At 61.4% G+C, this 12,820-nt stretch carries 14 protein-coding genes; 9 read left to right on the top strand and 5 right to left on the bottom strand.

Translation table 11 applies throughout. From position 1 onward, the window contains the following. Positions 1-89: 89 nt before the first annotated feature. Entirely contained in the window at positions 90-605 is a 516-nt protein-coding gene (locus tag ABLV49_RS10010; protein ID WP_349281436.1) for a hypothetical protein, read from the bottom strand. A 305-nt stretch (positions 606-910) separates the two neighbouring features. On the opposite strand from ABLV49_RS10010, the gene ABLV49_RS10005 reads away from it, so the two are divergent. Genes ABLV49_RS10005 through ABLV49_RS09985 form a run of 5 tightly spaced genes read left to right on the top strand, consistent with a single transcriptional unit; the run spans position 911 to position 4,480 of the window. Further along, positions 911-1,387, top strand: a complete 477-nt coding sequence (locus tag ABLV49_RS10005; RefSeq protein WP_349281435.1) for a toll/interleukin-1 receptor domain-containing protein — start codon at positions 911-913, stop codon at positions 1,385-1,387. Positions 1,388-1,395: 8 nt separating this feature from the next. Continuing rightward, positions 1,396-1,884, top strand: coding sequence for a hypothetical protein (locus tag ABLV49_RS10000; protein WP_349281434.1), 489 nt, complete (start codon positions 1,396-1,398; stop codon positions 1,882-1,884). 23 nt (positions 1,885-1,907) lie between these two features. After that, positions 1,908-2,297 (top strand): TIR domain-containing protein, encoded by a 390-nt coding sequence (locus tag ABLV49_RS09995; RefSeq protein WP_349281433.1) that lies wholly within the window; start codon positions 1,908-1,910, stop codon positions 2,295-2,297. Continuing rightward, complete coding sequence (locus ABLV49_RS09990) at positions 2,297-3,289, top strand: caspase family protein (protein ID WP_349281432.1); 993 nt, start codon at positions 2,297-2,299, stop codon at positions 3,287-3,289. Before ABLV49_RS09995 ends, ABLV49_RS09990 begins: the two co-directional genes overlap by 1 nt. Before the next feature lie 15 nt (positions 3,290-3,304). After that, positions 3,305-4,480, top strand: a complete 1,176-nt coding sequence (locus tag ABLV49_RS09985) for a S8 family peptidase (protein ID WP_349281431.1) — start codon at positions 3,305-3,307, stop codon at positions 4,478-4,480. A gap of 150 nt (positions 4,481-4,630) precedes the next feature. On the opposite strand, the gene ABLV49_RS09980 is transcribed toward ABLV49_RS09985, so the two are convergent. After that, positions 4,631-5,143, bottom strand: a complete 513-nt coding sequence (locus ABLV49_RS09980; protein WP_349281430.1) for a hypothetical protein — start codon at positions 5,141-5,143, stop codon at positions 4,631-4,633. 141 nt (positions 5,144-5,284) lie between these two features. Between ABLV49_RS09980 and ABLV49_RS09975 the strand changes: the two genes are divergently transcribed. From ABLV49_RS09975 to ABLV49_RS09965, 3 genes are all read left to right on the top strand, one after another. Beyond that, positions 5,285-6,631: a sialidase family protein gene (locus tag ABLV49_RS09975; protein WP_349281429.1), complete on the top strand. Its 1,347-nt coding sequence runs from the start codon at positions 5,285-5,287 to the stop codon at positions 6,629-6,631. Between the two features lie 195 nt (positions 6,632-6,826). Then, the gene (locus ABLV49_RS09970) at positions 6,827-7,294 is read left to right on the top strand and encodes an ABC transporter substrate-binding protein (protein ID WP_349281428.1); all 468 of its coding nucleotides are present in this window, start codon (positions 6,827-6,829) and stop codon (positions 7,292-7,294) included. A gap of 183 nt (positions 7,295-7,477) precedes the next feature. Further along, positions 7,478-8,665 (top strand): ATP-binding protein, encoded by a 1,188-nt coding sequence (locus tag ABLV49_RS09965; protein ID WP_349281427.1) that lies wholly within the window; start codon positions 7,478-7,480, stop codon positions 8,663-8,665. A gap of 63 nt (positions 8,666-8,728) precedes the next feature. On the opposite strand, the gene ABLV49_RS09960 is transcribed toward ABLV49_RS09965, so the two are convergent. The 3 genes from ABLV49_RS09960 to ABLV49_RS09950 are packed head-to-tail and all read right to left on the bottom strand — an operon-like array spanning position 8,729 to position 11,353. Then, a complete protein-coding gene (locus ABLV49_RS09960; RefSeq protein WP_349281426.1) occupies positions 8,729-10,027 on the bottom strand; it encodes a Y-family DNA polymerase in 1,299 nt (432 codons plus the stop codon). A gap of 24 nt (positions 10,028-10,051) precedes the next feature. Further along, the gene (gene cho, locus ABLV49_RS09955; protein ID WP_349281425.1) at positions 10,052-10,909 is read right to left on the bottom strand and encodes an excinuclease Cho; all 858 of its coding nucleotides are present in this window, start codon (positions 10,907-10,909) and stop codon (positions 10,052-10,054) included. A 3-nt stretch (positions 10,910-10,912) separates the two neighbouring features. Continuing rightward, a complete protein-coding gene (locus ABLV49_RS09950; protein WP_349281424.1) occupies positions 10,913-11,353 on the bottom strand; it encodes a LexA family protein in 441 nt (146 codons plus the stop codon). A 450-nt stretch (positions 11,354-11,803) separates the two neighbouring features. Between ABLV49_RS09950 and ABLV49_RS09945 the strand changes: the two genes are divergently transcribed. Continuing rightward, a complete protein-coding gene (locus ABLV49_RS09945) occupies positions 11,804-12,568 on the top strand; it encodes a lysozyme inhibitor LprI family protein (protein ID WP_349281423.1) in 765 nt (254 codons plus the stop codon). Positions 12,569-12,820: the final 252 nt, after the last annotated feature.

Here is a 12,820-nt window from a genome sequence, read left to right as displayed (position 1 = left end):
GTCACCCACCTACGCTGACGAGGCCGATGCGGTTCGCTGTGACTCTGGGCGACCCTTCTGAAGGTCAACCCCTCTATGACCCTGCCGATTCAGCTACCGGGTATCCAAGAAGCGAGCATGACCGTGTTGATGGGGTCGTACATATGCACCCAAGGCAGCAGGCAGTATTTGCTGCTGTTGCGGCGCATCAGCTTGCGCTCACGGTCCCGGAACCGGGCGCCCAAGGTTCGATACCCCCCTGCGTCCAGGTTGTAGCCGTAGCGCTCGTCATGCGCCTGAAGCTGCAGCACCCACCACAGTTCGCGCTGTTTCAGTTTGCACGTCAGATTCCCTCCGACGAGGATAGAGACGTGCTCCAGGACGCAGTAAAAGAAGGCATGGGCACCATAGCTTTTGACATCGCGGCCTACCCGTGGGTTGTCCGCATTGCCCGCCCTCATGTTGGATCGGTGCAGGCTGCAGCGCTGGCGCATGTTCTCGGACTGGCCGATATTCCACATGCGGGTAATGCGGTTCCACATCCCGTAGACCCCGGGGGTTTTCGGCAAGAGAGCAACCCCATCGACGAGGGCCGTGTCAAATACGGCGTCACTGAACATGGTCATCGGCTGCTTTCAGAGGTTGAAAGCCAGCACAGTTCATGAAAACGAGCGCGTCGTCAAATCGAACAATCAGGGTTGACTAATGAATGAGCAAGCGCGACCTCACACGTCCGTTGCAATGATGTCAGCGGCACGAGCATGCGGTGTCGCACCTGCTCCGCATTAATGCCGTAGCGTAAATCCAATACTGAAACCTAAGCGTCCACAGCATCAAACCTGTTTTCAAAAGCGTATGTAAGCTATTATGTGTATTTATGTAACTTTAGTTTCATAATGGAAAATAAAAATAGATTACTCGATTCAACAACATGAAGATATTTATCTCGCATCAACAGGCTGATTCGATACTCGCCACCAGTCTTGCGGCGCGGCTTCTCAATGTTCACCTCATCCACAGCTACCTCGACGTGATCGACCCTGCGCTAGACCGTTCCGGTGACGCGCTTGCGGATCACGTTAAGCATGAACTGGGCAAATGCACTCAATTGCTGGCTGTCGTTTCGGAAGCGACACGGTCTTCATGGTGGGTGCCATGGGAAATCGGTATTGCCACTGAAAAGGAGTTTCCGCTCGCGACCTACGCAGGCGCAACCACGACCGTTCCTGAATATCTACGCAAGTGGCCGTACCTGCGCTCCCTGACGGACTTGGACTTGTATGCAGCGGCATCCAAGACTGCAGCGAATGATTTTCAGATCAAGCGCGGTTATCTGGCGGAAAGCGCGGCTCGCGAGCGTTCCACGAAAGAGTTCTATCGGGTACTGCGCGCCAGTTTGCGCCAGTAAGCTGCCGCATGACACGAATCGGCATCAGTGGCCATCAGGTCAGGCCCGGAATCGACTGGGTGTGGACAGGCGACGAAATCACAAAGGTTCTGCAACAGCATGGGCCAGTCTCGCAGGTTTTCAGCTGCTTGGCTGTCGGTAGCGATCAGGTCTTCGCATTGCAGGCACTTGCGCTCGGCATTCCGGTCACTGCAGTAATCCCGTTGCCGAGTTACGCGAGTTACTTCAAAGCAGAGGATCTCGGAGCCTACGAAGCGCTGCTGGCTCGTTGTGAAAAGGTCGCGTTGCCGGGCAGCAGTGACGCGCAGCAGGCTTTCCTTGATGCGGGCTTGTTTGTCGCAAACAGCGCGGAGGTGCTGATCGCAGTCTGGGACGGCAGGCCGGCAGAAGGCCGCGGCGGCACCGCCGACATCGTGGAGCACTGTATTTCCCAAGGGCAGGTGGTGGTCCACATCAATCCCATCGATCAAACCGTGCGCAACATCGGCCCGTTCTAATTCTGTAGAAAGAGAAACACATAATGGCTAAGACAAAGGTTTTCATCAGTTTCGACTACGACCACGATGAAATACTCAAGATATTTCTTGTCGGACAAGCAAAAAACGAGGACAGTCCTTTCTATCTGGCCGACTGGTCGATCAAGGAACATATCGACGACAACTGGAAGGCGAAGGCACGTACCCGAATCAAGTCTGTCGACGTCGCCTGCATAATCTGCGGTGAGCACACCGACACCGCTACCGGCGTGAGCGCTGAAGTCAAGATCGCGCAGGAGGAAGGAGTCCCATACTTTCTTCTCAACGGCTATTCAGAAAAGACGTGCAAGAAGCCCAAGGCCGCCAAGGACGGCGATAGCCTGTACAACTGGACTTGGGACAATCTCAAGAAACTCGTCGGTGGGGCTCGCTGATGAAGCGAGCGCTCGTCATCGGCATTGATGACTATCCGTCTAGTCCTTTGCGCGGATGTGTGAACGATGCTACGGCCATATCCCAGTTGTTAGAGACGAACGGGGATGGGTCGCCGAACTTCTCTCTCCGGACGCTGACCAGCAATGACATCGAGGTCGGGAATGCGGCGCTTCAGCAAGCGGTTTCCGAACTGTTTAAAGGCGGAGAAGCCGAGACCGCCCTTCTTTACTTCGCTGGACACGGAATCATCAACCCCGAGACCAACGCAGGCTACATCGTCGGCAGCGATGGCCGCCGTGGTGCCTGGGGAATGTCGCTATCTGAAATCTTGGGACTAGCGAACGATGCGCACCCGAAGATCCGTTCGACCGTCATCATCCTAGACTGCTGCCATTCGGGCTATGCGGGTGAAGTTGCGGGATTGCCCACTGGTAGCCCGTCAGTGATAGGCACGGGTGTCACTATCCTCACTGCAAGTCACCGCGAGGGAACGGCAGAGGACGGTCAGCGCCATGGGGTCTTTACGGATATTCTCCTCGACGGTCTTCAGGGTGGGTGTTCGGACATCCGCGGCAACATCACGCCTGCCTCGCTCTATTCCCACGTAGATCAGACGCTCGGCGCTTGGGAACAGCGTCCCATATACAAGGCGAATGTTCAGAGTTTCGTGACGCTTCGCCAGGTCGAACCCAAGATTCCGTTCGATGTCCTTCGCCGGCTACCGTCGTACTTCCCTGACCGGGCGTCCGTCTTTGCGCTCGATCCTTCCTTCGAGCCGGACCGCGTGAATGTGCCTGAAGAGTTTAGGAATGTTCCGGTCAACGACGGCAACGTGCGAATCTTCAAGGAGTTGCAGAAGTGCAACCGACACGGCCTAGTGATGCCGGTGGACGCCGAGCACATGTACTATGCGGCGATTCAGTCCACAGGATGCAAGTTGACCGCCCTTGGCGCGCACTACCGCAAACTTGCCGAAATGAAACGTCTCTGACCACCGAAATCGGCGATGAAACAATACATCATCCTCAAACGTGCCCCCGTACAGCAAGCTAAAGGGCGGAATTTTGGCATGGAGCTTATCACCATGCGCACGACGCTGCCCACCCTCTTCATTGAACGGATCCCGGATCACGCCATCGCCGAACTGGTGGCTGATCCTCAAGTGGAGCTAATTACACCAGCGATGCCGACTCGCTTGATCACGCCTTTGGCTTCCATCCATCCGGCCTCGTGGAGCCCGGAGGTGAACTGGGGCATCGGAGCCGTCAGGGCGGACCAAAGTCAGTGCACCGGCGCAGGGGTGACGGTGGCCGTGCTGGATACGGGTATTGATCGTGCACACCCCGCATTTAATGGGATAACACTGATCGAGAAGGATTTCAGCGGACATGGCGATGGCGACCGCCAAGGCCACGGGACGCATTGCGCCGGAACCATTTTTGGACGCGATGTGGGGCAGCGCATCGGCGTTGCTCGGGGCGTAGATCGTGCACTCATCGGCAAGGTTCTCGGAGACGATGGGTCAGGTGGGTCCGATATGGCCTTCAAAGCGCTCATATGGGCAATGCAGGAGCACGCCGACATCATCTCCATGTCGCTCGGCTTCGATTTCCCCGGCATGGTCGCCGGATTGACTAAGGACGGCTGGCCCATCGACTTGGCGACCTCGAATGCGCTGGAGGCGTACCGCGGAAATCTGCGCATGTTTGATGCGATCATGGGCGTCCTAAAAGCACAGGCTGCCTTTGGCGTGTCGCCGCTGGTGGTCGCTGCCGCTGGCAATGAGAGCCGGCGCGCGGTGAACCGCGAGTACCGGATCGCGGCTTCGCTGCCTGCTGCTGCCGACGATGTGATGTCCGTCGCGGCCGTAGGACTAACTGGAGGCCAATACGCTGTCGCCGACTTTTCCAACAGCCTCGCACTGATTGCCGGCCCGGGCGTGGAGATCACCTCAGCATGGCCTGGCGGTGGGTTGCACACCATCAGCGGGACAAGCATGGCCTGTCCCCACGTGGCCGGCGTTGCTGCGCTGTGGTGGGAATCCGTGCGCCGCTCGAACGGGCGGCCGAACGCAAAGAATGTGACGGCTAGGTTGCTAGCGCATGCCCGCAGGGACGTGTTCGAGGACAACACGAACGAAGCAGACATTGGCCAAGGCTTGGTGACAGCGCCACAGGTTTAACATCAATGCCGTTCCAGCCTTAGCATGACGTTCGCTAACTCAGGGACTTGGAAGCTGTTATTCATACTTCTTCTTCCTACCATAAGCAGACCATTATTCCCCACAACGCTACTTGCCGAATAGGGCAGTTACCGATGTAGAGCGCAGAGGTTATTTATCTATGCGGTCTATTGCGGCCTGGGTTAGCGCGTTCTCGCGATCAAGGGTTGCCTTAAGTGCTGGCGCTATAGCCTCGACAAAGGCAGGCATGGTAGCCAGATCGACATCATGACCGTCAAGCCCTTGGCGAACCATGTGAATCAATGCCAACTCGTTCTTCGTCATCAGGTGCTGACCCATCACGGCAGAAATGGCATCCCACAGCGCCGGGTCGTTCTCGGCGATCACCTTGCTGAGAAAAAACACAGGATCGAGTTCAAGAAGGCATGCGGCAACAAGCGCCTTGCTGGGCGGCAAACTCATGGTGCCGCTCCTCATCATGGCGATGACGTTGGGCTTGGCATAGTCCAGAGCCCTTTGCAGGTCTGAATTCTTGATGCCCAGGTCATCCATGCGAATTCTTAAAATGTCCTTGACGGGCAGCGCGGTGAAGCGTGGGTCTCGCATCCGGAAGTTCAGGGTGATGTCGTCATGATTGGGTGGTGAAGGTGGGCAGGCTGACATTGATTTTCCTTTTTGAACTTGGTCTGCGACGTGCAGCCCATGTCAAAATTGTAGAAACCATGATCGGTAAAACGGGTGGCAATGTGGGCGAAATCAGTGGCAATCGAGGGCGGCTGCAAGACGGGCTGTCCGGTTAAAAACATGAGGCACACCTTATTTCTTCGCAGCCTGATCGGCCTGCTCGGGATTACTGGCTTGTTCGCTGTCATGGTGACGGCTCTGGCTGCTCCTGCCTCGTCCATTGCGTGGCAGCCCAGCATCGAGATCGCCACAGACCGTGGCGAGCGCGGACCCTGGCAGCAGAGCCAGTCGCGCTATGACTTCGTCGATGATCCGTCGGTCGCACTGACCGCGCGCGGTGATGCAGCCGTGGCCTGGGTGGATCAAGCTCGCAAGGCCGTGTTGTTCCAGCGTTTTTTGGCCAGCGGAAAGCCGCAGTTCGAGCAGCCTGTCGATGTTTCCCGCCGTCCTGATACCTTCTCCTGGTTGCCGCGCGTGGTGCTGGCACCAAGCGCGCCGCAAAGCGTCTTCATCCTCTGGCAGGAGATCATCTTCTCGGGCGGCTCACACGGCGGCGACATCCTGTTTGCCCGATCGGATGACGGTGGCAAGTCATTTTCCGTGCCGCTCAACCTGTCGAACTCCCTCGGCGGCGATGGCAAGGGACGCATCAACCGGGAGATCTGGGACAACGGCAGCCTGGACCTGGTGGCTGGTCATGGCGGCGCACTTTATGCCGCCTGGACCGAGTATGACGGGCAGTTGTGGCTCAGCCGGTCCACCGATGGCGGCAGGCGCTTTTCATCACCCGTGCGCATCGCTGGCGGCGGCAAGGCGTACCCGGCGCGCGCGCCCTCGCTGGCCGTGGGTCCGGGCGGTGCCGTGTACCTGGCCTGGACGGTGGGCGATAACGATGCGGCCGACATCCATGTGGCCAGGTCGCTGGATGGCGGCGCCACTTTCAGCCAGCCTCAGCTGGTAGCGCCCAGCCCGGCCTATTCGGACGCGCCCAGGCTCGCGGTGGACGGGGCTGGCGTGGTGCATCTGGTCTATGCGCAGAGCCAAGCCGGGCCGTTTGAACGCTACGGCATTCGCTACACGCGCTCGACCGACGGCGGGCGCAGCTTTGCGCCACCTGCCGACATCTCGCGGCCCATGCCGGTAGGCTTTCAGAGCGCAGCCTTTCCTGCATTGGCCTTGGACGCCGGGGGCCGCGTGGTCGTTGTCTGGGAACTGTTCGAGGATGCCGGCCGCCGGCCGCGCGGACTGGGGGTGGCCGTTTCCGCAAATGGGGGGCGCAGCTTCTCCCGCCCCGGCGTGGTTCCCGGCAGCGTGGATGCGGCAGGCGGGTTCAATGGCAGCAGCCAGGGACTGTTGATGAACAAACTGGCAGTGAGCGACGATGGCGCCGTGGCAGTCGTCAACAGCAGCTTGTTGCCCGGTGCGCACAGCAGGGTCTGGCTGATGCGGGGGCGCTTGATGCCGTGAAAAGGCTGTAAGCCGTTCCATGCTCTGTGAATTGGCCTGGCTGGCCAAAGGTTAAAACACTGCAACGCTTGGAAATTCATCACTGACCCTGATCTATATCCCGTCTCGTTGGGTTGCCGGGTGCTTCTGACTCGGCACGGTTTTTTGCAATAGTGAAGCCCAGCGATCTTGATCAACCTTTACTCAGGAAACTCTGTGAACACTTCTTATCGCACCATCACCACGGTGATCGCGCTGGCCATCGCGTCACTGGCCGCTCCTTCACTCTCGTATGCCAAGCGCATGGGAAGTGGCGGCCGATCCATGTCGCCTGCCCGCATCAACACTGCGCCAGTCACCCGTCCCGCGCCTGCCGTGCCCAAGACTGCAGCGCCACCTGCTGCATCCACGGCAGCGACTCCACCCGCAACTCCCGCTCCGGCGGCTGCTCAGCCACCGGCTGCCCGTGGTCCGGGCATGATGGGCACCATGGGGGCCGCTGCGGTAGGCGCCGTGGCCGGCACCATGGCTGGCAATGCGTTGGCTGGCGGCATGTCTTCCGATAAAGAGGCCAAGGCCAAGGAAGCCGAGGCTCTGACCGCCGAGAAGGAAGCCCAGGCGTTGCAGCTCAAGGCTGACGAAGCCAAGCGTAAGGCCGAAGCCGCTCGCGCAGCGGCAAAGTAGTCATCATATAGACGGCAAGTTTTTCTTCTCTGCCGTTCTTCATGTTTGCATGACAGGCATGTCTTGTAATCCCGGTCATGCCCTGAAGACGCTCCAGGCCATTTCTATCAATGTCTAAGCATATCTATCCGTTTTTGGTTAGACTTACTTAGAATTGCTTAGTCATGACCCGAGAGTGAACCCATGGACCCGATCAGCAACCCCTTTTCTCCCGGTGCAGGTGCGCCACCGCCCGAACTGGTAGGGCGCGATCCCCTGCTTGAGCAGGCGCGCATCCTTCTGGGGCGCGTGAAGCAAAAACGCCCGGAAAAAAGCCTGTTGCTGACGGGCTTGCGCGGTGTGGGCAAGACCGTGCTGCTCAACGAGATCGAGCGCATGGCCAAAATGGCCGGCTACCAAACCATCCTGCTCGAAGCGCACGAGGACAAGCCGCTGGGCGAACTCATTTACCCGGCGCTGCGCAGCCTGCTCTTCGAGCTGGACCGGGTGGCGGGTGCAGGCAACAAGGTCAAGCGTGGCCTGGCGGTGCTGCGCAGTTTCATCGGCAGCATCAAGCTGACTGCAGGGGACTTGGCGCTGGGCCTGGACATCGAACCGGCCAAAGGCACGGCCGACAGCGGCGATCTTGAAGTGGACCTGCCCAATCTGTTTGTGGCTATTGCCGAGGCAGCCGAAGACCGCCAAAGCGCCGTGGCCATCCTGATCGATGAAATCCAGTACCTGAGCCAGAAGGAGCTGGGGGCCATCATCATGGCCATGCACAAGATGCAGCAAAAGCAGTTGCCGCTGGTGCTGCTCGCCGCTGGCCTGCCAGTGCTGCCCGGCATGGCGGGGGAGTCGAAGTCGTATGCCGAGCGGCTGTTCAATTTTCCGGATGTCGGGGCACTGTCCGAACAGGACGCGGCCAAGGCATTGCACGATCCGGCCCAGCAAGCCGGCGTCGAATTTCAGTCCGATGCGCTACGCGAAGTGTTCCGCCTGACGCATGGCTATCCCTATTTCATTCAGGAATGGGGTTACCAAGCATGGAATATCGCGGCAGCAAGCCCGATCACCTTGCAGACCGTGCAGGATGCCACGCCGGAGGTGATTCGCCGGCTGGACAGGAATTTCTTTCGAGTGCGCTTTGACCGCTTGACGCCCGGAGAGAAAAACTTCCTGCGCGCGATGGCCAGCCTTGGCCCAGGCAGCCATCGCACGGGCGACATCGCCATGGCGCTGGGCATGTCGGTCAAGGGGATTGGCCCGGTACGCTCCAAGCTCATCAAGAAGGGAATGATCTACAGCCCGGCGCACGGTGACATGGCGTTCACCGTGCCGCTGTTTGATGAATTCATGGTTCGCGTCATGCCCGACTTCCCCTCCGCTTGAACCGCAATCCTCGATGGACTTCCTTATCGCCGAAACCTTCGGGGGCTACTCGCCTATCGTTCATCACGCCCGCACGACAGGCATGTCGGCCCAGCACGTCGTGTAACCCGGCGTGCGGCGCTCCTGCTTCATCGTCCAGGCCCGCCGGTCCCCGGCCAGTCCGGCGCTGGCCATGATCACGGTGCCCCGGCCATAGCGCTGGTTGAGGTCGTCGATCGTCGTCATCAGGCGGGTTCTCTGCGGCGCAGCGCCCTCCTGCAGGTCGAGCTCGCCCTGCAGCACCGTGTTGGGCTGGAGTTCGAGCAGCATGATTCCGGCCCTGGCCAGATGGTAGCCGGGCCGGTAAATGGCGCGCAGGCTGCTGAGCGCTGCCGCGACGATCACGCCCGTGTCCGCGCTCGGGCGGCGCAGCGGTGTGATGATGGAGCGGCTGAACTGCGCTTGCGGCCGGAACGGGCTGGTGCGGATGAACACCAGCACCTGGCCGGCCAGGCTGCCTTGCGCGCGCAGCTTGTGCGCGGCCCGGCTGGCGAACTCCGTGACGGCTTCGCCCAGGTCCGCCAGATGCGTGACCGGATGCCCGAACGAGCGGGTGCAGGCAATTTCCTGTTTGCGCGCGGGCGCTAATTCCAGTTCAATGCACGCCAAGCCCTGCAACTCCCGCACCGTGCGCTCCAGCACCACCGACCAGCGCCGCCGCACCATCGCCGGGTCCAGCCGGGCCAGGTCGAGCGCGGAGTGGATGCCGCTTTCCTTGAGCTGCGCCGCGATGCGCCGGCCCACGCCCCAGACCTCGCGCACTTCGGTCGCGGCCAGCACCTCCTGCAGCGCTGGCGGCGTCAGGGCCGCCAGGTTGCACACCAGCGCCAGGTGTTCGGGATAGCTGCCGGGTTTGCGCTCGGCCGTCTTGGCGATGTGGTTGGCCAGCTTGGCCAGGGTCTTGGTAACGCCGATGCCCACGCAGCATGGAATGCCGATCCAGTCGAGGATGCGCTCGCGCACCTTGTGGCCGCGCTGTGTCAGGCAGCCGCGCACGCCGTCCAGGTCAATGAAGGACTCGTCAATCGAATAGATTTCCTGCCCCGGCCCCAGCCCGGCGGCCAGGCTCATCATGCGGTCGCTCATGTCGCCGTACAGTGCAAAGTTGGCCGACAGCGCCACCAAGCCGGCGGATTCGGCCAGGTGGGCGATCTCGAACCAGGGCGCGCCCATGGCGATGCCCAGCGCCTTGGCTTCGTTGCTGCGGGCAATCGCGCAGCCGTCGTTGTTGGACAGCACCACCACCGGGTGGCCGACCAGGCTGGGCCGGAACACCCGCTCGCAGCTGACATAAAAGTTGTTGCCATCGACCAGAGCGTACATGGCTTGTTGCTTCCTGTTCCGGCTTCACAGCTGGACGATCTCGGCCCGGCCGCTCAGCAGCGGCTTGCACAGGATTTTGTAGCCGTCGGCATCAAAGCCTGCCGCCACCGTGTCGAGTTGTCGGGCCTCGGCCTCGCTGCCGACGCTGCCCAGGTAGTGCCAGTTGCGGATGACATGAAACTGGCAGTCCTTCCCGTCGCGCTCGACCAGGGCGATGGCGCCAAGGTAGGGCCAGCAGGCCACGCGCAGCGCGTCCAGGCTGCTCAGCAGGCGGCGGTGGTGGGCTTCCTGGCTTTCCTCGCCCCGGCAGACGCCGGCGCACTGGTGCAGCATGGCGCGAAAGCACGCCCGGCCCGGGGCGAGCCTTTCCAGCCCGAGCGCGCCGTAGCACAGTCGGTGCCGGTCGGCCAGGCCGTGCATCGCTTCCAGGGCGGCGTGGCGGCTGCCGAACAGGCCGTACAAAGCGGGCTCGGTGGCGAAGTCGATGTCCCTGGAATAGACCACTTCCGGCCGCCCGTCATGGAGACGAAAGGAGCACAGCTGGCGGCTGCGGCGCAGCTTCTGGTTCAGCAGAGGCTGGAGCTGCTTGATCAGGCGCGCTTCGAGCAGCAGCGCGCCGATCTCGCCGGCCGTGCGGATGTGGCTGATGCGGTGCGTCTGGCGCAGCAGGTGTGCTTCGTCGGGATTGCGCAGGTGCGAGAGCACGCGGCTGCGCAGGTTGACGCTTTTGCCAATGTAGAGTGGCAGCCTGCCTTCTTCGCCATGGAAGATATAAACCCCGGGCGCAGCGGGCAGATCGACAATGGCTTCGCGCAGGTGGGTGGGATAGCCATAGGGCTGCTTGGGCTCGAACTCGGGATGGCGCCTGGCGGGGATGCGCATGGCTCAGCCCTGAAACTGCTTGATGCTGGCCGTGACCACGCCCCATATTTCCAGCAGCTGGCCGTCCCGGGGAATGATGTCGGGAAAGGTCGGGTTGGCCGCCTGGAGCCTGATGCGCCCGCCCAGCTGGTACAGGCGCTTGACGGTGAAGTCGCCATCGACCACCGCGACCACGATATGCCGGTGCCGGGGCGCGATGGCGCGGTTCACCACCAAGATGTCGTTGTCGAAAATCCCGGCTTCCATCATCGAGTGACCTTGGGCACGCAGCAGGAAGGTCGCCTGCGGATGCGTGATCAGTACCTGCGTGAGGTCAATGCGCTGGGCGCCCAGATCCTCGGCCGGCGAGGGAAACCCGGCGCAGACCCGATTGACCAGCAGCCTGGCCAGCAGCGGCGCGTCTGACAAAGGCACCGGGAAGGCGGGCAGTAATGCACTGTGCATCCATCCAGTATGCCACCGCTGCCATCTGTCTATGCAACCAGCATCAAGCGATCAAGGGCCGAGCCGCAGGTCGAGCACGATTTCACCTCGATCCGCCATGCCTGGGTTGCATTGACATGGCCAAGAAGCGCTTTTTCGATCAATGGGTGAAGTCCTACCCTTGCGCTTCCCGTGCCGCGCTATGGTATCGGCATGGTCATCATCAAGCATCAAGGGGTCATCCTTGCATCCGTGCTTGCGCGCGCAGCAGCAGCCGTGGCGGGCGCATGGCTGCTGATGCTGGGTCATGCCGCTTCATCGCCTCTTCCCGATCAACCGAAGGCAACGGCTGCGGTTCCGCGGAGCGCAGCACTGGCGCCCGCGCAGCGGGCAGCTTGTCCCTTGCAGCCGGCAGTGGCAGTCGCCGGCAGGAAAGACGGGCAATTTGCCCTGCAGACCGACTTGTCCGGCATGACCGCGAAAAATATCACCTCGTTCATTGTTCTGGGCAAGGAAGCGGCTGCGGCAGGCCGGCCGCGCGACGCCGAAGTCGCCTTCCTGATGTCGTGCCGGGTGGCGGACAAGCTCAAGGGGATGGACTCCGTCGAGTCCGCCGACGCGAAGTACCAGCTGGGCTGGCTTTATGCGGGGCTCGCCCTGGAGGACGGCTCTGCCAGCGCCAAGCGCGCCGAGCTGCGCAGGCGTGCCGAACGCCTGTACGCCGACAGCCTGCGCACGTATCAGGCCAGGTATGGCCAAGCCCATGAGAAAACGCGCTTTGCGGCCGAAGGGCTGGCGGCGCTGGGCCAGCCAGTCAGGTCGGCGCAGGAGGGCACTTCCACGCCTTCCAAAACATCCGTTCCCCCTTCGCATCCGCGCCAGGTTGAGGCCGCACAAGCGGCTCTGCCGGCGCCGCGCGAGCCGGGCGCGGCAACATCGCCCGGGCCGAGTTTTGACTGCGCCAAGGCGCGCTCTATGCCCGAGAAGATGATTTGTTCGGATGCCGAGCTTGCCCGGCTCGACCGCGAACTGGGCCGGGTGTACGCACGGGCGAAAAACGCGGCCTCCGACGGCGCGGCCTTTCGGCGCCAGAACAGCGAAGAGTGGCGCAGGCGCGAGGCGACGTGCCGGGACCGAGAGTGCCTGCTGCGCTGGTATGCGAACAGGCATGATCAGCTGATGAGGGTCATTGAAGGGCCGAAGCAGGAGCCAGCGCCATCGACGGTTTCCCGATAGGCGCTCTTGTGGCGACGCTGGTGCGTCAGCAGAGGGCTTATCTTGACGGCAAAGGCGCTGGCCGGGAATGAGTAGGCGGCCTGCCTTGCTTCGGCGCAGAGCGCTGGGCCTTCTTTTGGGCAAATGAGGCTCCTTCGGAGCGACCGCACTCGTTGCTGTGCCCGGTGTCGCCACAGACATAGCTGCCCGTGTCGGATGGGCAACTGTGCCACCGATGGCAGCCACTTCGGTGCGCCATGACAGGAGCGCTGA

The organism is Polaromonas hydrogenivorans (assembly GCF_040105105.1).
Taxonomy (GTDB): domain Bacteria; phylum Pseudomonadota; class Gammaproteobacteria; order Burkholderiales; family Burkholderiaceae_C; genus Polaromonas; species Polaromonas hydrogenivorans.
This window is presented reverse-complemented; position numbering and strand designations above follow the sequence as displayed.